This window comes from Chitinophaga rupis, assembly GCF_900109685.1.
Classification (GTDB): Bacteria; Bacteroidota; Bacteroidia; order Chitinophagales; family Chitinophagaceae; genus Chitinophaga; species Chitinophaga rupis.
Map to the genome: position 1 here is coordinate 57,726 of NZ_FOBB01000012.1, position 24,749 is coordinate 82,474.

At 47.4% G+C, this 24,749-nt stretch carries 17 protein-coding genes; 10 read left to right on the forward strand and 7 right to left on the reverse strand.

The genetic code is table 11. The annotated features are described in order from the left end of the window. The first annotated feature begins 355 nt into the window (after positions 1–355). From BMZ54_RS30110 to BMZ54_RS30120, 3 genes are all read left to right on the forward strand, one after another. Entirely contained in the window at positions 356–2,980 is a 2,625-nt protein-coding gene (locus BMZ54_RS30110; protein WP_089920590.1) for an alpha-L-fucosidase, read from the forward strand. A gap of 69 nt (positions 2,981–3,049) precedes the next feature. Then, positions 3,050–5,752: an alpha-d-galacturonidase gene (locus BMZ54_RS30115; RefSeq protein ID WP_143081185.1), complete on the forward strand. Its 2,703-nt coding sequence runs from the start codon at positions 3,050–3,052 to the stop codon at positions 5,750–5,752. A 147-nt stretch (positions 5,753–5,899) separates the two neighbouring features. Next, complete coding sequence (locus tag BMZ54_RS30120; RefSeq protein ID WP_089920594.1) at positions 5,900–6,910, forward strand: GntR family transcriptional regulator; 1,011 nt, start codon at positions 5,900–5,902, stop codon at positions 6,908–6,910. 6 nt (positions 6,911–6,916) lie between these two features. Here BMZ54_RS30120 and BMZ54_RS30125 read toward each other — a convergent pair whose 3' ends face one another. Continuing rightward, a complete protein-coding gene (locus BMZ54_RS30125; protein WP_162277708.1) occupies positions 6,917–8,203 on the reverse strand; it encodes a sensor histidine kinase in 1,287 nt (428 codons plus the stop codon). 303 nt (positions 8,204–8,506) lie between these two features. On the opposite strand from BMZ54_RS30125, the gene BMZ54_RS30130 reads away from it, so the two are divergent. Further along, on the forward strand, positions 8,507–9,361 hold the full coding sequence (locus BMZ54_RS30130; RefSeq protein ID WP_089920598.1) for a helix-turn-helix domain-containing protein: 855 nt from the start codon (positions 8,507–8,509) through the stop codon (positions 9,359–9,361). Between the two features lie 67 nt (positions 9,362–9,428). Further along, positions 9,429–9,836 (forward strand): DinB family protein, encoded by a 408-nt coding sequence (locus BMZ54_RS30135; protein WP_089920600.1) that lies wholly within the window; start codon positions 9,429–9,431, stop codon positions 9,834–9,836. Here BMZ54_RS30135 and BMZ54_RS30140 read toward each other — a convergent pair. Further along, entirely contained in the window at positions 9,833–10,690 is an 858-nt protein-coding gene (locus tag BMZ54_RS30140; protein WP_089920602.1) for an FkbM family methyltransferase, read from the reverse strand. The two genes, BMZ54_RS30135 and BMZ54_RS30140, sit on opposite strands and share 4 nt — an antisense overlap. A 242-nt stretch (positions 10,691–10,932) precedes the next feature. Between BMZ54_RS30140 and BMZ54_RS30145 the strand changes: the two genes are divergently transcribed. After that, positions 10,933–12,285, forward strand: a complete 1,353-nt coding sequence (locus tag BMZ54_RS30145; protein WP_089920877.1) for a glycoside hydrolase family 140 protein — start codon at positions 10,933–10,935, stop codon at positions 12,283–12,285. Positions 12,286–12,507: 222 nt separating this feature from the next. On the opposite strand, the gene BMZ54_RS30150 is transcribed toward BMZ54_RS30145, so the two are convergent. Continuing rightward, on the reverse strand, positions 12,508–12,960 hold the full coding sequence (locus BMZ54_RS30150; RefSeq protein WP_089920604.1) for a response regulator: 453 nt from the start codon (positions 12,958–12,960) through the stop codon (positions 12,508–12,510). A 498-nt stretch (positions 12,961–13,458) separates the two neighbouring features. On the opposite strand from BMZ54_RS30150, the gene BMZ54_RS30155 reads away from it, so the two are divergent. The 4 genes from BMZ54_RS30155 (at position 13,459) to BMZ54_RS30170 (ending at position 16,102) form a co-directional block, all read left to right on the forward strand. Then, positions 13,459–14,271: a helix-turn-helix transcriptional regulator gene (locus tag BMZ54_RS30155; protein ID WP_089920606.1), complete on the forward strand. Its 813-nt coding sequence runs from the start codon at positions 13,459–13,461 to the stop codon at positions 14,269–14,271. Positions 14,272–14,358: 87 nt separating this feature from the next. Continuing rightward, entirely contained in the window at positions 14,359–15,126 is a 768-nt protein-coding gene (locus tag BMZ54_RS30160) for an isocitrate lyase/PEP mutase family protein (protein WP_089920608.1), read from the forward strand. Positions 15,127–15,144: 18 nt separating this feature from the next. Further along, entirely contained in the window at positions 15,145–15,525 is a 381-nt protein-coding gene (locus BMZ54_RS30165; protein WP_089920609.1) for a YybH family protein, read from the forward strand. A gap of 136 nt (positions 15,526–15,661) precedes the next feature. Continuing rightward, positions 15,662–16,102: an SRPBCC family protein gene (locus BMZ54_RS30170; RefSeq protein ID WP_089920611.1), complete on the forward strand. Its 441-nt coding sequence runs from the start codon at positions 15,662–15,664 to the stop codon at positions 16,100–16,102. A gap of 46 nt (positions 16,103–16,148) precedes the next feature. Here the strand turns inward: BMZ54_RS30170 and BMZ54_RS30175 are convergent, their stop codons facing one another. The 4 genes from BMZ54_RS30175 to BMZ54_RS30190 all read right to left on the reverse strand — a co-directional run bounded on the left by BMZ54_RS30175 (position 16,149) and on the right by BMZ54_RS30190 (position 24,669). After that, complete coding sequence (locus BMZ54_RS30175) at positions 16,149–17,384, reverse strand: DEAD/DEAH box helicase (protein ID WP_089920613.1); 1,236 nt, start codon at positions 17,382–17,384, stop codon at positions 16,149–16,151. Between the two features lie 400 nt (positions 17,385–17,784). Then, entirely contained in the window at positions 17,785–19,485 is a 1,701-nt protein-coding gene (locus tag BMZ54_RS30180; RefSeq protein WP_238386731.1) for a hypothetical protein, read from the reverse strand. 40 nt (positions 19,486–19,525) lie between these two features. Further along, the gene (locus tag BMZ54_RS30185; protein ID WP_089920615.1) at positions 19,526–21,205 is read right to left on the reverse strand and encodes a RagB/SusD family nutrient uptake outer membrane protein; all 1,680 of its coding nucleotides are present in this window, start codon (positions 21,203–21,205) and stop codon (positions 19,526–19,528) included. An 11-nt stretch (positions 21,206–21,216) separates the two neighbouring features. After that, positions 21,217–24,669 carry a TonB-dependent receptor gene (locus BMZ54_RS30190; protein ID WP_089920616.1) on the reverse strand — a complete coding sequence of 1,151 codons (3,453 nt, stop codon included), beginning with the start codon at positions 24,667–24,669 and terminating at the stop codon, positions 21,217–21,219. Positions 24,670–24,749: the final 80 nt, after the last annotated feature.

A 24,749-nucleotide genomic window follows, 5' to 3' on the forward strand; every position in this document is an offset into this window, starting at 1 on the left:
TATAGCCCATAAAAAAAGAAGCATACTTTTCATAACTAACGGAATTTTAAGATGACGATCTTTCCCATAACAATCAAGGCTGCTGTTCCCCCCTGATAACTCCCTTCAGTAAGAGAGGTAATAATCTCAGGGGTCAAGCTACAGAAATAATCAGTTAAAAAAGGAGCATAGCGGCTTTTTTTTTACGCAATCGTTACCGGCAACGATGGCGTGCCTGCTTTAGCTAAAAAAGACTACCATAGTATAGTATAGATAAGAGAAATATAGTACCTTGGGGTTAATTAGATTTAATCACCCTGGTCTTTTTCAATCTCAATCCTGACTGCTGTTCCACGTTCTATTATAAAACCAGGTTATGAAGCATGTTATGTTCCGGTGCCGGCTTGGGGCCCTTGCCCTTTTGCTGGTAGTTTTTTCCTTTTCTGTATCCTTTGCACAAAAAAATATTCTTTATAAACCTGACTGGGCCTCCCTTCAGCAACACACGGAAGTACCGGAATGGATCCGCGATGCCAAATTCGGCATCTATTGCCATTGGGGTGTATACAGCGTGCCTGCCTATAATAATGAACATTATTACTCACATATGCATGCGGACTCCGGGTACTCCAAACTGGGTACCTACCAGCGGCATATAGCCCTGTACGGCCCTCTTAGCAAATTCGGGTACCATGATTTTATACCGATGTTCAAGGGTGAACATTTTAATGCCGATACCTGGGCCGACCTGTTCGTAAAAAGCGGGGCACGTTTTGCCGGACCGGTGGCGGAGCACCATGATGGTTTTGCCATGTGGGACAGCCAGCTAACACCTTTTAATGCCAAACAAATGGGCCCTCACCGCGATGTGGTGGGCGAGCTGGAAAAAGCCATCCGCAAAAGAGGATTGAAATTCTTCGTATCCCTGCACCATGAGCTGAATTACGGGTATGTAAAGCCCAAACCCGGATGGGCAGCAGCCAATCCCAAATACGCCAAATTATACGGCACCCCCATGCCGCACGAAGCCTGGCTGAAAATGTGGGAAGGCAAGTGCGAGGAAATAGTAGACAAATACCACCCTGATATTATATACCACGATTCCTGGCTGGAAAATATTCCCCCTACCTACATACAACATTATCTGGCGCATTACTTTAATGCGGCGGAACAACGCCACCAGGATGTAACCATGACCTACAAAGGCAATGATATACCGGATGGTATTGGTATGCTGGACCATGAGAACAGCAATCCTGATCATATTGTGGAAAAGCCCTGGCTTTGCGATTATTCCATTGGTACCGGCTATGCCCTTTCCTGGGGGTATACGGACGGTATGGAGATACGTACCCCTAAAGAAATTATACATAAGATCATAGAAGTGGTGAGCAAGAACGGACAGCTGCTGCTGAACCTTTCTCCCCGCTCTGACGGCACTATCCCGGATAATCAGCAGGAAGTAATGTTCCGCGTAGGTAAATGGATGTGGGCTAATGGTGAATCAATTTATGGTACCCGCCCTTTCAGCGTGTTTGGCGAAACCACGCCGGAAGGCCAGCGCATACACTATACCCGCAAGGGCGACACGCTTTATGCTATTTTCCTGGACTGGCCGGGGGATTCCAGCACCGTGCATCTGAAAGCGCTGAATAATAACAGCCTGGGAGGCAGCATTCAATCGCTGCAGATGCTGGGTTTAAAATCGCTGGAAACCATGCCGTTTAAGATGGATGAGCAGGGGCTGGCGCTTACTATCCCAAAGAAAACAAGGATCCCCTCAGACCTTGCTTATGTATTCAGGATCGTAGTTCAACATTCCATTCATAACGTGAACGAGAAGGGCCCACAAGTGTCCGTATCGCAGGGGAACCATGCACAGGCAGGTTCCCCTTTATTGAACCCTGCTACTCCCCTGTTTGAGATCCTGGGCGGGCCGGATGCCCCGGTGATACAGGAAGGTATGCCCGGTACAACCGGCATACAGGGCGGGTTTGAAGGCGGTACCTGCATAAAGGTGAATGGTACTTACCACCTGTTCCCCACAGAAAGAGCAGGGGAAAAAGGGGTGGCAGCATATTATGACCGGGTGAAAACCCGCATTGGGCACTGGACCAGCACAGATGCCATTCACTGGAAACGGGAAAACACTTTATACGCATCCAGCGGGCAATATGCAGTGGCAGTGGATGATAACCCGGTGAACGACCGGCGCGCAGCCATCTGGTCTTTTATGCCGGTGTTTAACAAAGCGCATAACCGCTGGTATGGTTATTACCTGGCTTATACGGTAGACAAAAATATTGAGCCCAATCATTCCTTTGGGCGCATCTGGCGGGCGGAATCTGTAAAGGAAGGACCGGAAGGCATTGGCGGCCCTTATGAAGATAAGGGCATTGTAATGGAACCCGGCGTAGATTCCCAGCTATGGGAAGGCCGCCAGGGCGTGGCTTTCTTTTATCCTTACCTGGTGGGTAATGAATGGCTGGCCTTTTACGGCGGCGCATATCCTTATGCAAAATGGGCTGACTATCCAACCAGATCGGGCAAGGGCTGGTATGTTGGATTAGCCAGGTCCGCCTCCATGGAAGGCCCCTGGACGCGGATGGATACTACTGTGAATCCCATAACCTCCATACATCCCTGGTTTGTGGAAAACCCTATTGTAAGCCGGTTACCGAATGGTTTATATATTGCCGTATTTGACGGCGGACCGGAGGGATTTGGTTTACATTTGCCTAACATGATGGGGTACACGCTTTCCAGGGATGGCCTGCACTGGACCGCTGCCCAGTACTTTCCCATTCATACCAAAGTAAAAAAGTGGTGGGATATTATGCGTACCCCGCTTTGCCTGATACCGGAGGGGGATGACCGTTATACCATCCTGTATGCAGCTATTAATAATAACCAGCGCTTCCATCCCATTGGAATGGTGCAGGTAAAGCTGAACCGGCAGGTGATGGACCAGGTAATGGATGGGTTGAAGCAAGATAATTGAAATTGATTTTTTTTAATATTGGGGATTGCTACTGAATGTTTGATTGATGTACGTTATGAAAATGGATGTATGAAGCGATTGTTTTGTATTTTATTGGTGAGCTGTTGCTGGCATTTCTGTTTTGCAGCAGGAGATAAAAATATAACGCTGGTAACAGCACCGCATGCCAATGCAAGGGTACAATATGGAGCCGAGCACCTGGGCAAAGCCTTACAGGCTGCGGGTTACCAGGTAAAGCTGCTTACACAGGCCAATGCTCCGTCGGGAGCGGCTATCGTAATAGGCCTCCTGAACGATGCGCTTACCCAAAAGGCTATACGTACTTATAAGTTAACCATTTCACAAGCACCGGGTAAAGAAGGTTTTACGATTGCAGCAGCAAACAGCCATACCGTTATTGGCGGTACGGATGCCAGCGGCGCTTTGTATGGCTGCCTGGAACTGGCTGCCCGCGTACGTGCGGCAGGCGCTTTACCTACACAGCTTTCCTTTACCGACCAGCCGGAAATGGTGCTGCGCGGCACCTGCGTAGGTATTCAGAAACCTACTTACCTGCCGGGCAGAATGGTGTATGAATACCCTTATACCCCGGAAGTATTTCCCTGGCTGTATGATAAAGCTTTGTGGATCCGCTACCTGGATATGCTGGCGGAAAACCGTATGAACTCCCTGTACCTGTGGAACGGGCACCCCTTTGCATCGCTGGTGCGGTTAAAGGAATACCCTTACGCAGTAGAGGTGGACAGCGCTACCTTTAAAAAGAATGAGGATATGTACCGCTTCCTCACCAAAGAAGCAGACCGCCGCGGCATTTGGGTGATACAGATGTTCTACAACATTATTCTTTCCAAACCATTTGCGGAAAAACACGGGTTGGTAACCCAGGACCGTAAACGGCCTATTACGCCGCTGATAGCGGATTATACCCGTAAATCCATTGCCGCTTTTGTAGCCAAATATCCCAATGTAGGCTTGCTGGTAACGTTGGGCGAAGCCATGGAAGGCGATGACATGGATGTGAAATGGTTTACTGAAACGATTATTCCAGGGGTTAAGGACGGGCTGCAAACATTGGGAAAGAAAACACTGCCTCCTATTGTGCTACGCGGACATGACAGCAATCCGCAGCTATTGCTGAAAGCTGCCCTCCCACTCTATTCAAACCTGTATGTAGAAAATAAATATAACGGGGAAGCGCTTACCACCTATACCCCGCGTGGCCCCTGGGCCGCCATGCACCGGGAGATCAGCCGGCTGGCTGCTGCCGATATTGATAATGTGCATATACTGGCCAACCTGGAACCCTTCCGTTACGGCGCTACCAGCTTTATTCAAAAATGTGTGCAGGCCATGCATACAGCCCATGGCGCCAATGGCCTGCACCTATACCCACAGGCCTCTTACTGGGACTGGCCCTATACCGCGGATAAAACCACGCCCCGCCTGCTGCAAACAGACCGTGACTGGATCTGGTACCAGGCCTGGGCGCGTTATGCCTGGAACTGCCACCGGGACCGGGCAGCGGAAGACCTTTACTGGAGCGATCTTTTAAATAAAAAATACGGCACACAAGCCGGTAAAGATATACTGGAAGCCTACGAGCAAACCGGCGAAATAGCCCCCAAGCTGTTACGGCGTTTTGGCATTACTAACGGTAACCGGCAAACGCTTACGCTGGGCATGTTCATGAACCAGCTGATCAATCCTAAAAAATGGCGGGTGTGGCCCGACCTGTATGATTCCGACGGGCCGGAAGGAGAAACCCTTCTGCAATATGCAGAGAAGGAATGGCAGCATGCACCGCATACCGGCGAAACACCTGTGCAGGTAATTAAAGAAGTAGTACAGCACGGGGAGCTGGCAGCAGCCGCCATTGACAGAGCTACTGGCAGTGTACAGCAAAACCAGGCAGAATTTACCCGGCTGAAAAATGACGTATACTGCTACCGTGCGCTGGCCGGTTATTTTGCTGCCAAAGTGCAGGCTGCCTTATGGGTGCTGCAATACCAGCACAGCCACCAGCTGAGCGATCTGCAAAAAGCGCTGCCCCTGCTGGAACAAAGCGTACAACATTACCGGGAGCTGGCGGCCCTTACAAAAGATACTTACCTGTATGCCAACAGCATGCAAACCGCGCAAAGAAAAGTGCCTATTGGGGGTGATGACGGGAAGAATAAAACCTGGACCGAGCTGCTGCCTCATTATGAAGCAGAGCTGCAGTATTTTAAACAGCACCTGCAAACTTTGCAGGCAGCGCCATCCGGCACTTCCGCACCGGCTAATACCATGCATTTACAAGCGGCTGCCGTTACACTATTAAGCCCGGCTAATGGCCGTTACCAGCCCTTAAGCGGGGCAAGGATATTTTCAGATAAAGACCTGCGCCTGGCAGCTGCAGCACCTGCGTTAAAAGACCTGCAGGGCATTACCTGCTCCATGCAGCAGCAGCAAACAGCCGGTACTACTTTACAATTCCGCAACCAGCAACCGGTAAAAGTAGTGGTAGGTTTCTTTGAAAGTAAGGACAAAAGCTTTTTACAGGAGCCGGACCTGGAAACAGACGCCGGCGCTGATAACTACGGGCAGGCAGCCATCCGCCTGCGGCATGCCATCAGCATACCTTCCCTGCCGCCGGTGAATGTGCATACCTATTATTTTGCAGCAGGTGAGCATACGCTTACACTGGGTAAAGGAGCCTGTTTGGTATTGGGATTTACGGGAGGCGGCACAGAAGATGCAGCAGAAGGACTGGATTGGCTGTTTGAACGCTGAACGCTTAATGCCGAACGCTAAACGCTTAATGCAGCGGATCGGGCATACAGCAGCACACAGGGCCTTCAACATCCGGCAATCAGCGTTCAGCATTCAGCGTTTTGCGTTAAGCGTTTTGCATTAAGCATTCAGCATTAATTAACTTATATGAAATCTATTATTACAGTAGATCACAATTCGGGGGCGCCAAAGTATCAGCAGATCATACAATCTGTTATTAGCGCTATTGATAACAAGCAGTTAAGGATCGGGGATAAAATACCTTCCGTAAACGAAGTGAGCGACAGCACCGGTATTGCCAAAAAGACCGTGGTACAGGCATTTGAGCAGCTAAAACAAACCGGTGTAATATCTGCCGTAAAGTATAAAGGTTATTTTGTAGCCAGCGCCAACACTCATTCCAAGCACAATATATTTGTGCTGTTCAACCACCTGACGGCGTATAAAGAGGATATTTACGAAGGCATAAAAAGCACGCTGGACGGAAAAGGCGTAGTGGATATTTTCTTCCATCACAATAATATGGAAGTGTTTAAAACACTGATCGCGCAGAGCGCAGGCAAGTACACGGAGTACATTATTATGCCCATACCTGACAAAGGCATGAAACCCGCGCTCAAAAAATTACCGCAGGATAAAATATACATCCTGGATATGGGCTACCAGGACTGGGGCCAGGCCTACCCCTCCGTGTGCCAGCATTTTGAAGCAGATATTTACCAGGTGTTACAACAGGGCCTGCCTACCATCCGCCGTAAATACAACAAGCTGGTGCTGGTATTGGGCCCGCAATTTTATAACCTGAAACAGATCGAAAAAGGTTTCCGGCAGTTCTGCCGTGAGTTTGAGCTGGACTTTTCCATTATTTCCCATGCAAAAAACAAACGGCCGGCCCGCGGGGAGCTGTATGTGCTGGTAAATGACCAGGACCTGGTGCACCTGGTAAAAAAGACCACCACCTTTGGTTATAAGCTAGGTAAGGATGTGGGCATTATCTCTTACAATGATTTTCCTATGAAAGAGATTGTGGGTAATGGCATTACTACTATTTCCAGTGACTTTACAAGAATGGGAATGGATGTGATCAATATGATCTTAAAGAAGAAAAAAGCGCACCTGCAAAACCCCTGCAGGCTGGTAGAAAGGTCTTCTTTTTAAGCAGGTTTATACATAAGAGCCTGGGAGCTGAATACTTACGGTAGTTCCCTTATCTACAGCGCTGGAGAGCTGCAGCCGCCCATCGTTGATCCTTACCAGCTCTTTTACCACCAGCAATCCCAAACCGGCTCCATGCTCATTATCTGTACCCCGGCGGGTAAAATGCCGTTCCAGGTCAAACAGGCGGGCCTGGGTAGCAGGATCCATCCCTATACCGGTATCGGTTACACGAATATGTACGGTTTCTTTTTCGGTGGCAGCAGCTATGGTAATATTGCCGCCGCCATGTGTGAATTTAATAGCATTGGAGAGTACGTTGCGCAGCAGGATGGCCAGGTGATCCGGGTCAGCATACACCAGCGTATCCCTGGGTACCTGCTGGTGAAAGGCCAGGGCTTTCTCCTCCATCTGCGATCCCATTTTTTGCTGCAGTTGTGCAATGGCTTCCTGCACATCGCAGTACTGGGGGTAAGCCATAGTGCCTTTTAACTGTATATGCGACCAGCGCAGGGTATTATCTAAGCTCAGCAGCACGTTATCCAAACTGTTACGTGCCCGGCCCGCAAACTCGTTGAACAGGGGCGCAGCCATATCCGCATCCAGGCTTAAGAGGGAGCGCATAGCAGCCAGAGGCTCCCGCAGGTCATGCGAAAGAATGGAAAGTATTTTTTCCTTGGATTTGTTCAGGTTCTCCAAACGCATGGCTTTATCTTCATTCTGCCGGTTCAGTCCTTCCATCTGCTGCCGGTAGCGCTGCTGCTCATACTTATTGTATAATAGCACTACCATCATCATCACAAACAAAGAGGTCACGCTAATGATATCGCGGGAAGGGGGCAAAGCCTCTATTAACGGCTGGTGATGGCTGTTATAAATATGGGTGAAGATGAATATGAACATATCCAGCAGCGCCATTACAACTATTAACCACCAGGAATCCAGCAGCATTATGATCACAGCTATATTTAATAACAGCAGCAGCTCTGTATTATTATGATAGGCCAGTGAAATAAAGCTGAAGAACAGGGCAATAGTTGTGATAGCCGTAAACCGGGCAGGCTGGAACAGCTGGCGTTGCTGTAGCATGAAAATGCCCGCTATCACCAGGGATAACAACAGGTAGCAGCAGACTAACCACAGATGTGCCGTTACCAGGTTCAGCACCAATAACGCTGCTACTATTACAGCGCCCAGCAGCGCCCCTGCATTCAGGGACCTTATTTTCTTTTGCTCTTCGAACGGATGATCAGGCCTGATTCCAATATTAACTACGCTATGAATGAACGGATACATGGAAGATGCGAAACTATAGCATTTTGCCCGTATTTTCATTACGTTTAGCAGCACTAAACATGTGGCTGCTCCCCTACGCAGGCTGGATAAGCACCCATCCTAAAAAAACTGAGGGCGATTAACCAATGCTTAACAAATAGCAGGTTTCCACACAGTATCTTTAAAGTCAAGAATTTATTAGACATAGCAGGTATTCTTACCACGCTAATTTTTAAAAAGGACTCCTCTGGGCAAAGCGGAGTCCTTTTTTTATCCTGTTCATTTCTCCTTCCCCCTCTACCGGCAAATTCTTAACTTCACAGCATGGACGCCGATATCCATACCCGTTACCATTCCGACTTTTATCGCGTGCTGGACTTTAAATGCCGGTGCACGGATTGCCGTACTTCCAAGCCGGAGTATGCAGAAAGCTTTTGCATCAGCTTTGTGCGCAAAGGCAATTTCCTGTACAATGTATTCCGGCATTCTATGGACTCTTATACCGGCTGCGTGATCATTACCAAACCCGGTTATGAACGTACTATTACACATACGCATGCCATACCCGATGAATGTACCATCTTTGAATTTACACACAGCTTTCACCAGGAGCTGACTCAACGTTACGGACATACGAAGTTCTTCCGGGATAATGACCTGCACTCTACCCTGCTGCGCACCAATACGGAAACAGAGTTCCTGCATTTTCACATCAGCCAGTTAGTGGGCTTACGTTCCGGCAGCAAGCTGCAGATAGACCAGCTGGTACTGCAAATGACGGATAAGGTGTTAGGCTCCGTTACGGACTATGCACCGGATACCCGCATTAACAGCCGGTTAAAGAAGAATCATCTTACCACCATAGAGCGGGCTAAGGAATACATTACCACGCATTTTACACAGGATATCTCCCTTTTTGAAATTGCGGCGTATTGTTATGTAAGCCCCTTTCACTTCAGCCGTATTTTTAAAACCTTTACTTCCTGCTCACCGCATCAATACCTGCTATCCATCCGTTTGCAGCATGCGGCCCTGCTGCTGCGCAATACCATGCAAACCGTGGCGGATGTTGCCTTTAGCTCCGGCTTTAACAGTATTGAACATTTTACAGCGGCCTTCCGCCAGCAATATCAATGTCCTCCCGCGGCCTTCCGCACCGGTACCCCCAGCTTCCGTTAAAAGAGCAAGATTCCTTAAGTGTTTGCCTGATGCTACCAATAGCTTTGCTGCATAAAATCTATGTTTTATGAAAGCGCAATTATTAGCTACACTGGAAAATTCAAAACAGTACACTTTAAACGTTGCCGGTAAAATGCCGGAGCGCGGTTATTCCTTTAAGCCTGTAGAAACGGTTTGGAGTTTTGGCGAGCTGTTACACCACATTGCCTACGGCATACAATGGTGGCAGGAGAATTATATAATAGGCAATGAAATTGCCTGGGCGCCACCGGCCGCTGTGGTAAAGAAAAAGGAGCTGCACAGCTACCTGGAGCAGGCATATGATGAGCTGAAAACTACGGTGGATAGCAGCAAACTAACGGAGGATGCTGTTAAAGGCTTTCATGCCACGCTGGATCATATTACCCATCATCGCGGGCAGGCAGTAACGTATTTGCGCTGCCAGGGAATTGAGCCACCGGAATACGGGTATTAAGCACTAGCTACCGCTGCAGCTTTAGACGCGAGCGGGATGTGTGCCGGCTTACATGCGGATATAATGATGCCATGTTGGTAGAGCACAAATCCCGCCGCTCTTAAGCGTTTACGAATGACATCTAATTTTCTTTCATATTCTGATACCTCATGAAACTCAAAAACAATATTCCGGGTAATACTCAGCAGGGCATCTGATACCTCCGGCAGCAGATCATACTCGCCTCCTTCACAATCAATTTTTAAAAGGTCCAGCTGATGAAGGTGATGCGCTTGATATAATTCTTCCAGTGAAATGCTTTGTACGCTTCTACGCTCGCATCCTTCATACCAATAGGAGGAAACATGCATTTCACCATTATCCAGCGACTGTACATTCAGCACTAACTCACCGGACCTGCCTGCTGCTTTATTTATTGGCTCAATAACATGTTCAAAATGGTTCAATGCAATGTTCTCACACAACACCTCATAATTCTCAATAGTAGGCTCGTAAACAATTACTCTTGCAGGGTTAAGGTACTTGGCGCAGTAAATAGAAAAGTCTCCGATGTAACCTCCAATATCAACAATAACAGGCTTTTCCGGAAGTACACAATAACGTAAATAAGGTTTTTCAATAAATATCTCCCGCACAATTCGCGCATCCCATATATTCTGCCGGATGCTGATCTTTAACCCTCCCCTGGTGTGCAGGATAATACGTTCATTCCCTCTGCTGTTAAGCGCCTGCCGGTATTGAGAGTAGTTCTTAAAAAGCTGCCATTCGCATAGTTGGTAGTACCTGTTTCTTCCAAACGCATAGATGGTTGTGGCAAAAGGGATCCTTTTGATGAGTTTCTTAAATAAAGACATAGTTTGGTTATTAGGAGGTAAGCAATAATCAATTCATCGGGATGATCAGGGCCGTGGTTATTATAGCCATGTCTTAGCGGGCTTAACGTATACTTTCAACAATCTAATTAAATAATCTGATAACACCAATAGGATTTTAAGCACTGCCAATACTAACAATACCTATGGCAAACCAGCCCGGAGTACAATACCGTATAATTTACTTATTTTGTTATTATTACTACCCTAAACCATTAACCCTTATGCTGCGTTCCACGTTCACTGCCTGTATCTGCTGCTGTGCCCTTTCCCTATTTGGCCAGATAAGCATTAGCGATAACCACCGTTACCTGCTGCGCGATGGTAAACCCTTTTTCTGGCTGGGCGATACTGCCTGGGAGCTGTTTCACCGCCTGAACCGGGAACAGGCCGACCAATACCTGCAACACCGCGCCAGCCAGGGATTTACGGTGATACAGGCTGTTATACTTGCAGAATTTGACGGCCTGCATACACCCAATGCTTACGGGAACCTGCCGCTGCAAAAAGACGATCCCACCAAACCGGAGGAGGCCTATTTTAAACATGTAGACTACATCATTGACAAAGCCGCATCCAATGACCTGGTAATAGGGCTGCTGCCCACCTGGGGCGATAAAGTGTGGAAATCATCCTGGGGAAAAGGGCCGGAGATCTTTACCCCGCAAAATGCCAGGGTGTATGGAAAGTGGTTGGGAAAACGGTACCGTACCCGGAAAAACATTGTCTGGATCCTGGGCGGCGACCGTATACCACAAAATGACCTTCAGCTCAGCATCTGGCGGCAAATGGCAGCCGGTATCCAGGAAGGGCTGGGCAAAAAGAATAAGGCGGTCATCACCTTTCATACCCAGCCCAATGCATTAGGCTCTGCGGAATGGTTCCATAAAGATGCCTGGCTAAGCTTTAACATGTTCCAGAATGGCCATTGCCGCAATACGCCTGTTTATGATAAGATACAGGCGGCCTACAACCTAACACCTGTAAAACCTGTGCTGGATGGAGAGCCCATTTATGAAGACCATCCCGTATGCTTTAATGCAAAAGAGCTGGGTACTTCCAGCGCATATGATGTAAGGAGCTATGCCTACCTGGACCTTTTTGCCGGCGCCTTTGGGCATACTTACGGCTGCCATGATATCTGGCAGTTCTACTCCACCAGCTATGAAGCGGTGAACAACCCGCATGTACTGTGGCAGCAGGCTATGGACCTGCCCGGGGCCGGCCAAATGCAATTTGTGCGTAAGCTCATGGAAGCTAATCCCATGTTGGAACGGGTACCCGATCAATCACTGATCCTGGAAAATAACCTTACGCCGGCCGAACGTGTACAGGCCACACGCGGTAAAGACTACCTGTACGTGTACACGGTATCCGGACAGCCTTTTACAATAGTGCTGGGAAAAATAAGCGGCGCCCGGCTGCAGGCAGGCTGGTACAATCCCCGTAATGGCGAGCTTAAACGTATTGGCCAGGTGGAAAACCAGGGGCAGCAAAAGTTTACACCGCCCGGCACGGGGTATGGACAGGATTGGATCCTGATATTGCAGGATGCGGCCAGGGAATTAAAGCTCTGATAGCTTCTATAAGCGGATAGAAAATTAATAAGGATTGTCAGGCGCAACAGGTCAAATGATGGCGGCAACTCTACAAGGACAGGTTACGGGATCAGATCTTAAAAGTGCTATCAGGGATGTTGCCATCCAGGCTGACAAATAGAAAATATCCGGCTATGGGGCGTGAAAGGCCACCGGAAAACGCAGCATTCTGCTTTAAAATTTGAAAAGGCGCGCTGTTACTTACCCATTGATCACAAACTGTGACATAGGTGGATAGTAAAGCATCCTTTTCCAGTCAATCGCAAAGATCTTTTCCAGCACATCTTTCAGATCTGCCAGGGAGGAAGGTTTCCTGGCATACAGGTTAGTGCCTTCACGGTAACAGAATTCAATGGTTCGCAGATCACTCAGGGAAGAATATACGATAATAGGAAGCGAATCAAACTTCTTATTGGCACGGATCTCCTTTATACACTGATGCCCATCCTTACAGGGCATCAACAGGTCCAGGAATAACAGGTCCGGATGCTTTTCATCCAGTAACCTCATCAGGATGTCACCATTTTCCGCTCTTGTTAATACCACCTTAACTGTTGTCAGGTCATTAATTGCCAAAGAAAAAATCAAGTAATCGTCGTCGTCATCCTCAGCCATTAATACATGTGTCAGCTCTTGATTAACATTCGTCGTCATAATAATCTTTATCTTTTTGGAAGAAAAAATCCCCCTTTTTTAACTGCAAATAAAGGAATTATCAAATAACAATTAAAATAGATTTAGATGCATTCGTTCCCAACAGCACAGTACTTTTACATCATTGTAGCCTCTTAAATGCATGCCGCTCAAAAATCATACTAAAAACACCGCATTAAACATAATGTTTATGTTTCATCTGTCGTAAAGCCTATCCTGATATGCCCCTCTTGTAACGGCCATAGTGCTAAAGATAAGTTATCAACCAGATATGTATCCTCCTCTGACTGTAATTTTCAGCCCCGTTAAGCCGGCTTAATTATATCATATATTCATAGGTGATGCTGCGAACTGCGTAATAAAATGCTCAATCTGACGCGTGGAGGTACCGGTCATCTATGCTCCGTCCCTTAATATAATAGTTTGCGTTAGTGCCATGAGTCTCAGGAAGATATAGAAGGCGCGGGATTTATAACCTAAAATCCCTAATTTTATTACATGGAATTTAAACACTTCCTCCCATCCCCTGCTTTAAGGCCGTACATCCGGCATTACTATATTTTTGAATCCAATGCCAACATTGCATTCGAGGATACGGTATTTCCCAGCGGTGATATGGAAGTGATCTTTAACCTGGGAGAAGGCGCCTGGGAGGCTGAAGTAGAAAATGAGTTCTATAAAAACCCACTTATAGAGCTATGGGGCCAGATTACCAAACCACTGGCCATCCGCTCAAAAGGCAGGCATGCCATGCTGGGCATCCGCTTCCTGACCCATTCCGCCGCTTATTTTTTTGATGATGAATTGGGCGTGTTCAACAACCGGGTCACTGATCTCAGCGACATTATAGGCAAGCCCGCAAAGATCCTGCATGCGCAGCTGCTGGAAGAAACCGCAGCGGAAAGAAGGATTGCGCTGGTAGAGGATTTCTTAATAAAGAGATTATCACGCAACGAAAAAAGATCCTTCAGCATTGATAAAGTAGCGCACATTTTAACCAGTATAAAAAATAACGCAGCAGAAACAAACATCAGCAACATTGCCACCAAACATGGCATTACGCCCCGTTACCTGCAAAAAATAATTTACCAGCATACCGGCCTGTCCCCAAAATCATTTAATAAAATACACCGGTTCCAGCACAGTCTTAAGCTGATCTCCAGAAATGATCAGCCCTTTACTTCTATTGCGTATGAATGTGGCTACTTTGACCAGTCTCATTTTATAAGGGATTTTAAATCATTTACCGGCATTACCCCCTCTGCCTACCTGGAAAATAACTCCCCCATTACCCAGGCTTTCGTACAATAAGTACGCTGTTCCGATTTGTACAATTTCAAAGCGCAGCACTATCCTAGTTTTGTTGAAAAATATCAGCAAGCATAAAACTTTCATTATATGAGCGCATTTGAAACCTTTTCGCAGCTGCATCAAAATGCAACACCACTCCTGCTGGGCAATATCTGGAATGTACATAGCGCCCGGGTATTTGAAGCCAGCGGGTATAAAGCCATCGGCACTTCCAGCATGGCGCTGGCACAATCCTTCGGTTATGAAGATGGGGAGCAGCTCCCTTTCGATATACTGCTGCAACTGGCCAAACGGGTAACGGAAACGGTACGTATACCATTCTCCGTTGACATAGAAGGTGGTTATAACCGCAGTGCAGCAGGTATTATTGATCATATACAACAGCTGCACGATGCAGGTGTGGTGGGCATTAACCTGGAGGATACCGTTGCCGGCAGCAGCCGTGTGCTGCAGGAAGCAAGCGCCTTTCAAAAAACATTATCTGCAGTAGCAAACCACATCAGCCGCAATAACCTGCACATCTTCCTGAACATCCGTACAGATGGCTTTTTGCTGGGCATGCCCACCGCATTAAGCGAAACGCTTACCCGCATTAAGCATTATGAAAGCGCCGGGGCCGACGGTATTTTTGTACCCTGCATTACGCGCCCGGATGATATCCGTGAAGTGGTTAAAGCCACTACCCTGCCCATTAATGTAATGTGTATGCCGCAGCTGCCGGATTTTGAGGCGCTGGCATCGCTGGGTGTAAAAAGGATCAGCATGGGCAGCTTTTTGTTTGATAAGGTATATGAGCATGCTGGCATGCTTGCAAAAACCATTGCCACAGAAGAAAATTTCTCCGCCTTATTCTAAAACCTAAATCAATAAACAATGAACTTACCTAAAAAAGCAGAAGATGCGCACGCCGCACTGGCCGCCGCTTTCAATACCGGCGATGTAAATACCGTAATGAGCATGTACGATGTGAGCGGCTTTATTGTGCCCGAACCCGGTAAACCGGTATCCGGCGCAGAGAAATTTGAAGAAGCCATCAAAGGCATCTTATCTATTAAAGGTAAAATGGAAATTAAAACGGTGTATTGTTTGCAAACCGGCGACATTGCAGTGGGCCGGTCTGAATGGAGCATTACAGATGGTGATGAAGTAAAGGTCAGCGCCAAAGGCATTGAAGTAATGATACAGCAGAATGATGGCAGCTGGAAGATCCTGATAGACCATGCGTTTGGAGCAGAAGCCAGCCTGGTAGCTTAAAAGAGCTGAGACCCCAAAAGGTTTGACACGTATAAATGACCGGGCATACCGGTCATTTATAATTTTATGGCCTTGGTAAATTCCCGCTAATTATTTTCCGGTGCATGCCGTGGATAAATTATATTAGCAGCGCATTATGGAAACATCAACAGACCCGGTAATTAATAAGACCATCATCATTCAGGCGCTTCCGGCAAAGGTTTGGGAAGCCATCACCCAACCCGCATTAATGCAGCAATGGATGACTGAAACCCCTATTGAAATTATTACCAGCTGGGAAGTGGGAGAACCTATCACCATCCAGGGCGATTGGTACCACAGCCGTTTTGAAAATAAAGGAGTAGTGCTGCAATATGAACCTGAGCGCGTATTGGAGTATAGCCATTTAAGCTCCCTGTCAAGATTAGCGGACCAGGTTGAAAACTATTCCGTAATCAAATTTGCCCTGGCGCCCCTGGAAGATGGGACGGAGCTAACCCTCACGCTCAGTAATTTTCCTACAGACGTTATTTATAAACACCTGGCCTTTTACTGGAATGTGACCCTGGTATTGCTGAAAAAATTCGTTGAGCAATAAATGTTCGCCCGTACCCCGGCATCCGGCATTAAAGCTACCAGTGTAGTTATTTCTTTTTCCGTTTTCCTTCTTTCTTTGCTTTTTCATGCTGTTCTATCAGCAGCTGCCAGTTCTCATTGGGTATGTCTTCAGAGAAGCTAATGGTTTGGCGGTAATCGTTCTTATCTATTTTCATTACCTGGATCTCTTTGCCCAGAAAGGATTGTATGGTATCCAGTATAGGTTTTTCTTCCGGGCTGCAGAAAGTAACGGCCTGGCCTTTTTGCACGCCACGGCCGGTTCTGCCTACACGGTGTACATAGTTCTCCGGTTCGTCGGGCAGGTCGTAGTTCACTACATATTCTACGTTGGGAATGTCAATACCACGGGCATTCACATCGGTAGTGATCAGTATTTTGATATCGCCCTGTTTAAATTCCTTCATTACAGTAAGGCGGTCATCCTGCTCCTTACCGCCATGCATGGTCAGGGTTTTAATGCCTACCCGCTCCATGGCTGCCGCCACACGTTCTGCCCGCACTTTGGTACGTACAAATACAAGGATCTTATTCTCCGGAAATTCCTTTACCAGCCGTTCCAGGAAAAAGCGCTTATCATCCATTTCCACAAAGGCCACTGAATGACTTACGTTCTTGGATACCGGATCATCCGGCGAGATCTGGATGCGGATGGGATTACGGACAATAGAATAAGCCAGGTCCTTGATCTCTTCATCAATAGTGGCAGAAAAGAACAGGGTCTGGTGGTTACGGGGCAGATGTTTGATCACATCGCGTATATCGCGTATGAAACCCAGGTCCAGCATATGATCTGCTTCATCCAGGATCAGGGTTTGCACATGGCTAAGATCCAGGTGGCCCTGGCTAATGAGGTCGAACATACGGCCCGGCGTAGCAATTAAAATATCTACTCCTTTATCCAGCTTTTTGATCTGCGCCTCCTGCTCCACGCCGCCAAAAAGGCCCATAATATCCACCCGGGTATATTTACCCAGCTGCTTAAATACATCGGAGATCTGGATAGCCAGCTCGCGGGTAGGCACCATTACCAGGCACTTTACTTCGCCCCTGGTACGGGAGCGGCTTTGCTGGTGCAGCAGCTGAATTACCGGAATGGCAAAGGCCGCGGTTTTACCGGTGCCGGTTTGTGCAATGGCCAGCACATCATCTCCCTTAAGAATAGATGGAATAGCCTTGTACTGTATATCTGTAGGGCGTTTGAAGCCCTGCTCCTCCAGGCTTCTTTTAATTTCTTCCGCAATACGGTATTGTTCAAACTTCATGAGGGCACAAAGATAACTTATTTTCAGGGGGTTAACCTGAGCGCTGCGCAACAACGGGAAAATGCGGTTGCGCAAAAAGTAGTAGAAAAAAAGGGCTCACCCAATGCGCCAACAACAATTCTCCTTAATATAAAACCTGTAAAATATTGGCTTATAACAAATTAGGAAATTATAAACCGGATCTTGATCCGATGTACATTAACAATTTAATAGCATTTAAATGTCAGCGGCCGTAATTATCCGGATAGTATCTTTATTGCAGATTAAGAATAACGACTATCCAATTATCCTATGAATATTTGCTTGTAAAACTAATAACTATAAGTTTTTGGGGTTAACAAATAACATGAATATGGCCACTCTTTCCAGGGTGGCTTTTCTGCTTTTTATAGGGCGATGGTTAATGCGCTTTTGTATCTGCCAGGTTCAGGCTAATAACATTCATTTGCGGCTGCAGCCTTAATACCGCACCGTTACCAGGTTTTGAGAAGGCACCTTTCACAGCAGGCAGCTTATAGTTCAGTCCATCAAAGCTGCAGGTTATTTGTGCAGGGGCAATTTGCTGAAAAGGCAGCTTAGCATCCGGGGCTGTGTTCAGGTCCAGGTACCAGTTACAGGGTCGCTTACTCAGCAGTTTTATAGTAAGGGTTCTCTCATCCAGGTCCATCTCCAGCGAACCGCTTACCGTGGTTAAGGGCCATGAGATGTGCACCGCGCCCGTACCCCTGTTAGTGAATACCGGATCTTTACCCGTTAACAGCAGCTCCTTTCCATCAATCAATGCTTTGAAGCGCAGGCCTGCAATCTGATCAGCCTTGCTCCATAGGTATCCATCTACCACGGGAAGGGTAAAGAATGTGCATTCATTAGTGGTTGCTACCTGCGTAGTGTATACATCGGGCAGCTCTTCATTAAATAAATGGATATCGCGGATGCGCAGGCCTTCCTTCTCCCAGAGCATATTTATCCTGTAAAACCGGCTGTTAAACCAAAGCGTTTTCAGGTTGCTGCCTTCCAGGTCTTTGGTAACGGCAAAAGAAGTAGGCGGCGTTACCTTATAGCTTTTTTTGAACCAAAGGCCGGATTGTTCCAGCGTTTCCACACGCAGCTTGCCGGCTTTCCGCAGCTGCGCAATAAGCGGCATCTGGATCTCAAATCCTTTTGACATGCCATCCCAGGTAAAGGAATTTTCCTGCCCTGCCTGTGTATAGTTAAAACCTAATGCCGCATCTTCTGTAAAGGTCTTAAAGAACCAGCTCACCCAGGATGTGCTGCCACCGCCAAATTCATATACCGGCTCCAGGGTAATAACACCCTGCCGGTTTGAACCTATGCCCTGATCATACTGCCGGATAGGATCACTGCCCAGCATTCTGAAAATGGGAACCGGTATCTGCTGCTGCGCATTTTGTGCCGGCATATAAGAGTTGATCTTACTGGGATAATAGGCCTGGTTCCAGTAACCGCCCCATAACGTATAACCATCTGTTCCATACTGGTCTTTACAATTAGCGGAGGCTACGATGTGATACTTCTCATACATATAATTCAGGCTATGCGCATCTATAAACCAGGAGGCTACTGAACGGGGATAATAACCAAAGATCTTTTTAAAGTCAGCCATATAAACGTCAATCAGCTTTTCCCGCTCTTCAGGCGTATAGCCGGTTGAAAAACCAATATTGGCGTGCCAGTCCCAGGGATAACGCCCCCGCCATTTAAGGCCGGCTTTTTCTACCAGCGGCTGGGGTATCTCCCACCAGGCGCCTACCTCAAATGATCCTTTGGGCAGCGCCGCTAACAGCTGCTGGTAGCGGGGATCCATTAACGCATCATATTGCAGTAAGAAGGTTCCCGGCAGGTTGTATTGCTTCATGATCTGCACCTGCTTTACAACCGTTTGGTACAACACATCTTCCGTGATCTTAGGATCCCTGGGTTCCAGTAAACGGATAAAGTTCACAATGTTCACAATCTTAGGACCGCCCTTGGTTTCCGCTGTTTTTTTTACTGATTGAAAAGCATAAGCAAAAGAAGACAGCAGGCATAAAAATGTTATGCCTGCCATCATAAAAACCGATGATCTTATTCCTTTATTCATTTCTGATGATACGTATTTGTGTGCAATTATACCTTAATTATTACCAACCCGGGTTTTGTTCCAGCGTTTTTCCATTAGCGGAATAAAAAGCCACTTCCCGTGTGGGCAGGGGCTGCAGGTAATCCTTATTGGGATCAAATTTTCTGCTGGTTTCTGCTATCAGGAAACCATTTGCATCTACCTTGTTCTGGTAGCTTGGATCACTGTAAGGCGCCCTGGTAGCCCATTCTGTGCCGGTAATTTTAATACCTTTCACATCCTGCGGCAATTCGGTTTCTGCTGTTTTCCAGCGCCGGATGTCATCGTACCTGAATCCTTCCAGCGTTAGCTCCACCGTTCTTTCCCGCCGGATCTCCGTACGCATGTTAAGACCATTAGCTGTAACAAAGGCATTGGTGAGGTGTGGCATATTTACCCGGTCCCTGAGCTTATTAATGGAAAGGGCCAGGTCATTATCGCTGATGGAGCCATTCTTCTCATAGACTGCTTCTGCATAGATCAGCAGCACTTCTGCATAACGGATCAGGTGCCGGTCATAATCAAACAGGCTGGCATCACCCAGCTGGCCGGAGTTGTTGGCCACCGGATCCTCAGACATGTATTTGTACAGGATATAACCCGTATTGAAGTTACGCTGCGGCTTATCCGGCCAGTTAGCCACTTTAGTAACGGGGAAGAATACACGGTTGGTGAGCGTACCTGGTATGATCATGGTCATGGTCATGCGCGGGTCCCGGTCCTGGAATTCGGAGCTAAAAGTACTGTACCCATGAAAAACACTACCGGCAGCCGTGATGGGCAATCCATTTTTATCCAGGTACAGGTCCACCATTTTCCGTGTTGGGTTATACCCCGTTCCGTCATACTGGTAAGGCATATCATGGCCCAGGATGTTCCTTGCATACCTGCGGTCCAGTATAGTTTCGTGTGAATCATCGCCGGCTTCCAGGAACAGGTAACGGTAGCTTTGCGCACCGCTGCCGGTATACAGCGTATAGGCGCCGCTGTTAATAACCGCCTGCGAAGCAGTAACAGCAGCATCCAGGTATTTGGCTGCGCCGGCCTCTCCCCTGAACTTTTCCCAGGTTCCTTCGAACAGGGCTACCCTGGCGGCTAAAGCCAGCGCTGCGCCTTTGGTGATCCTTCCTATATCTGATGATGAAAGGTCCGGCTGGGCGGGCAGGTCATGTTGCGCTTCATCCAGGTCTTTCAAAATAAGGTCTGCTGTTTCTCCCCGGCCTGAGCGTGGTGTAAACAAAGCTGGATCATCAGCCGATAAAACTTTTGTGATCAGGGGCACACCGCCATAAATACGCAGCAGCTTCCAGTAATACCAGGCCCGGAAGAACTTTGCTTCCGCTACATAACGCTTAATATCTGCATCCTCGCTGGCAGCGCCTTTTTCTATAATGTTATTGGCGGACCGGATATAACCATAACTGCTGCTCCATTGGCTAGATGTTTCTGCCGGCTGCAAATTGCCGTTACTAACCGAGTTGGGGAAATTAAACGCGATATCAGATTCCGTATCCTCAAACCCGAACCGGTCCAGCCCATTATAAAGATTATTTGCGGCCAGTTTAAAATCACCCGCTGTTTTCCAGAAGGTGGAATCGGTAATGCTGTCCTGCGATACCAGGTTCAGATCCCGCTTGCAGCTGCTGCCCATTACAGTGAATAACCCCAGGCCCAGTATAATATACCTATATATAAGTTTCATGATCTCTACGTTTAAAATTTAGCATTTATGCCCAGTGAGTAAACTTTATTGAACGGGTAGGTGCCCTCATTACGGTAACCATCTTCCGGGTCAAAGTTGCCGCCCAGTGTTCCTTTTGAAATGGTGAACAGATCCTGCCCGCTAAAAAAGATCCTGGCTGATTTCATTTTAATGCGCATGGCCACAGCAGTGGGCAGGTTATATCCTACAGTGATCACTTTAAAACGCAGGTAAGCCACGTTTTGCAGGGTTAATGCGGAGGCGCGGTAATCATAGCTCCTGATATCATCATACCCTACGCTGCCGGGAAGATACCGGGGATATTTAGCGTCCGGCCGTTCCGGGCTCCAGGTCTTATCTGAATAGTAAGCCAGCGAGGGCCAGAAGAAGGTATTGGGCGTGCTGATAGCGCCTTCATAAATAACATCTCTTTTACCTACGCCCTGTAAAAATACCTGCAGGTCAAATTGTTTATAACCCATCGTGATGTTGGATGAAAAAGTATACCGGGGTATCAGGTTGCCCAGGTAAACCATATCGCCCGGCAGGCCTTTGGATTTATCACCGAAAGCGGTCAGCTTTCCATCCCCGTCCACATCTTTATACATCACATCTCCCAATGAGATCCTGGACGGTACGCCCTGCAGCTGTTTATATTCATCCAGCTGTTTCTGGGTTTTAATGATGCCGTCATATACATATCCAAAATAAGAGTAGATGGGATAACCCTGCCTGGTATAGTTCAAACCTTCCTGGAAGTTATCGCTGTTCTTCAGCTCTACCAGCTTGTTCCTGCTATCGCTTAGCTGCAGTGAAACGCTGTACCGGAAATCATTGATTTGATCTTTCCAGGTAGCCGATACTTCAAAACCTTTGGTCACCACCTTGCCCTGGTTGGTGCTGGGAGGCGTAGCGCCATAAGTAGCCGGTACTGCTATGTTCACCAGCATGTCATTATTGATCTTATTATAATAATCAAAGGAGAAAGTAAGCCGGGAGCTGAACACCGCTACATCCATACCAATGTTCTTATTCTCGATGGTTTCCCAGGTTCTGCCGGCAGATGCGGGGTTGGCATTGGCCCCTGTGAGCCCGGCATTGGGTGATCCTAAAGGATAATTACCATTTACAGATACCAATGGAATATAATCATAGAGCCCTAAATTGCCTATTTCCTGGTTACCCATTTTTCCATAGGACACTCTTAGCTTTAACAGGTCAAAGGTGCGCAGGGATCTGATAAACCTTTCTTCCGATAAATTATACGCCAGCGCTACCGATGGGAACACTGCGCTCCAGCGTTTTTCCGGCGCAAATTTGGAGCTGCCGTCTGCGCGCGCTGTTACATCCAGTATCAGCTTGTCTTTATAGGAATAGCTTAACCTGCCGAAATAAGAGGCCAGGGCCTGGTTATCCAGGTTACCGGTGAAATTTGCGTAAGCTGCTTTCGTACGGTCGGCCAGGTTAAGGGTAAAAATATTATTGCCAACGAAATTGTAACCGGTGGTTGACTGCCCCTCCCGCCGGGTTTGCTCCAGTGATGCGCCACCGGTAACATTGATCTTGTGATCTTCCCCAAACTGCCGGTTATAATCCAGGTATGCCTGGTATAATTTATTCAGCAGCTTCTGGTTTGCATAGTACGCTGAATTTGGTGTGTTGCGGATATCCTGTACCCCGCCTACATAATTATAACGGGTAAAGGTGCGGGTATTGCCGTTTTCGTTCGTGTAATCAAATCGCACGGCAGTTTGCCCGGTTAATTTTAATCCGGATATAATGCTGTAATCAATTTTCAGATTCGTAGCGAACCTTGAAAAATTATTCTGCTGCCGGCCGCCCTCTTCCAGCGACTGAGCGGGGTTTTCATAACCCTGGTATCCATAGAACTGGCCTACGCTGTTATACACCGGCTGGTAGGGGAACTGGCGGGGCACATTGCTAAGCGCATTATCGATCATGGTGGGCGTTACCGTAGCCTGGTTCTCAAAAATGCTGCGGGTTTCCACGCTTATTTTTTTACTGATCCGAAAATCATAATTAAGCCGGAGGTTGTATCGCTCAGACTTGTTCTCTCCGAACTTCAATGAACCTTCATCGCGGTTATAACCTACGGATAGTAGGTAATTATTATTATCGGCCCCACCTGAAACAGCTATGTTATGCAGCTGCTGTGTAGAGTTACCATAAATGACCTTATTCCAGTTTGTATACCCGTAAAAGCCCGGGTAGCTTGTAATGCCATAATTCCATCCGCCATCCAGCTCCGGTGGCGCATTTGCCTTTATCTTGTCAAATACCTCCTGTGAAAAACCGTTGATGCCGGCATTGCGCAATCCTTCATCCATAAACTTTGCAAACTGCAAGGTGTTCTGGATCTTTCTCAGGTAGGTGGGTGTTTTTAAACCAATGTTGCCGTTATAGGTAACTTCCGGCGGTCCCTTTTTTCCTCTTTTAGTGGTTACCAGTATTACGCCATCTGCAGCGCGTGCTCCGTAAATGGAGGCTGCGGCATCTTTCAGCACAGATACTTCCGCAATATCATTTGTATTAATGGTATTGATATCGCCCGGTATACCGTCAACCAGTACCAGTGGCTGGTTTCCGTTTATAGAGGAGTAACCGCGGATCTGCAGTCCGTAACTTTGTTTGCCGGGCTGCCCGCTGCCTTTGGTGATGGTTAATCCCGGTATGGTACCCTGCAGGGCATCAAAGCTGTTGTTCAATGGCCGGTTCTCAAACACATCTGACTTAACGGTAGAGATAGCGCCGGTAACCGCACCTTTGGTGCGCGTACCATAACCTACCACCACTATTTCATCCAGCTTGGTATCAATCTTAACCATGTTAACCTGCATACTGGTTTGCTCATTCACCGTTATCCGCTGGGTCAGGAAGCCAATGAATGAAAACACCAGGATGGAGTTGGGGCCTGGCACCTCCACTGAAAATTCTCCGTTCCCGTTTGTGCTGGTACCAGTGGCAGTGCCTTCCACGCCAACGGTTACCCCGGGCAAAGGATCGCCGCTGCTGCCGTCCCTGACCACGCCGGATATTCTCAGCGCCTGTATATCATTTCCATATCTTACAGGAACGCTGCTGTTCTTTTCCTGGATCAGGATGGTTTTGTTGCGGATAACATATTTAAAGGGCTGCCCTTCAAAACAAAGATCCAGCACTTTAACAAGATCCATATTCCTGGCCTGTATTGTAATGGGCCTGGCATTTTTCAGCGTAGTGTTATTATACAGGAAATCATAGTCCGTTTGTTTTCTTATCTGGGCAATGACTTCTGTTAAAGTTGCCTTTTGTGCAACTACCGTGATCTTCTGCGCATAGGTTGCTGCCTGTACCTGCAGGAACATGATCGTTAAGAAGATGAAGGTTAGCCTGGTTCTCAGAAAAAACGTGGAATGTGCATAGGGATCCCTCCTGAGAAGTAATTCAATAACGTTCTTATACATTTGTTGATCAGATTTAAGTTGGATCTATTGGTTTGCTTATTTTAACATGACCTGGTTTGGCATACAGCTTCCCGCCAGGG

What these genes read in the sequence shown, in the direction of transcription:
- BMZ54_RS30160 (WP_089920608.1), top strand. Translation starts at nt 14,359, where the DNA reads ATGAGCGCATTTGAAACCTTTTCGCAGCTGCATCAAAATGCAACACCA.
- BMZ54_RS30180 (WP_238386731.1), bottom strand. Translation starts at nt 19,485, where the DNA reads ATGAATAAAGGAATAAGATCATCGGTTTTTATGATGGCAGGCATAACA.
- BMZ54_RS30170 (WP_089920611.1), top strand. Translation starts at nt 15,662, where the DNA reads ATGGAAACATCAACAGACCCGGTAATTAATAAGACCATCATCATTCAG.
- BMZ54_RS30175 (WP_089920613.1), bottom strand. Translation starts at nt 17,384, where the DNA reads ATGAAGTTTGAACAATACCGTATTGCGGAAGAAATTAAAAGAAGCCTG.
- BMZ54_RS30110 (WP_089920590.1), top strand. Translation starts at nt 356, where the DNA reads ATGAAGCATGTTATGTTCCGGTGCCGGCTTGGGGCCCTTGCCCTTTTG.
- BMZ54_RS30165 (WP_089920609.1), top strand. Translation starts at nt 15,145, where the DNA reads ATGAACTTACCTAAAAAAGCAGAAGATGCGCACGCCGCACTGGCCGCC.
- BMZ54_RS30185 (WP_089920615.1), bottom strand. Translation starts at nt 21,205, where the DNA reads ATGAAACTTATATATAGGTATATTATACTGGGCCTGGGGTTATTCACT.
- BMZ54_RS30140 (WP_089920602.1), bottom strand. Translation starts at nt 10,690, where the DNA reads ATGTCTTTATTTAAGAAACTCATCAAAAGGATCCCTTTTGCCACAACC.
- BMZ54_RS30145 (WP_089920877.1), top strand. Translation starts at nt 10,933, where the DNA reads ATGCTGCGTTCCACGTTCACTGCCTGTATCTGCTGCTGTGCCCTTTCC.
- BMZ54_RS30125 (WP_162277708.1), bottom strand. Translation starts at nt 8,203, where the DNA reads ATGTATCCGTTCATTCATAGCGTAGTTAATATTGGAATCAGGCCTGAT.
- BMZ54_RS30115 (WP_143081185.1), top strand. Translation starts at nt 3,050, where the DNA reads ATGAAGCGATTGTTTTGTATTTTATTGGTGAGCTGTTGCTGGCATTTC.
- BMZ54_RS30135 (WP_089920600.1), top strand. Translation starts at nt 9,429, where the DNA reads ATGAAAGCGCAATTATTAGCTACACTGGAAAATTCAAAACAGTACACT.
- BMZ54_RS30190 (WP_089920616.1), bottom strand. Translation starts at nt 24,669, where the DNA reads ATGTATAAGAACGTTATTGAATTACTTCTCAGGAGGGATCCCTATGCA.
- BMZ54_RS30150 (WP_089920604.1), bottom strand. Translation starts at nt 12,960, where the DNA reads ATGACGACGAATGTTAATCAAGAGCTGACACATGTATTAATGGCTGAG.
- BMZ54_RS30130 (WP_089920598.1), top strand. Translation starts at nt 8,507, where the DNA reads ATGGACGCCGATATCCATACCCGTTACCATTCCGACTTTTATCGCGTG.
- BMZ54_RS30120 (WP_089920594.1), top strand. Translation starts at nt 5,900, where the DNA reads ATGAAATCTATTATTACAGTAGATCACAATTCGGGGGCGCCAAAGTAT.
- BMZ54_RS30155 (WP_089920606.1), top strand. Translation starts at nt 13,459, where the DNA reads ATGGAATTTAAACACTTCCTCCCATCCCCTGCTTTAAGGCCGTACATC.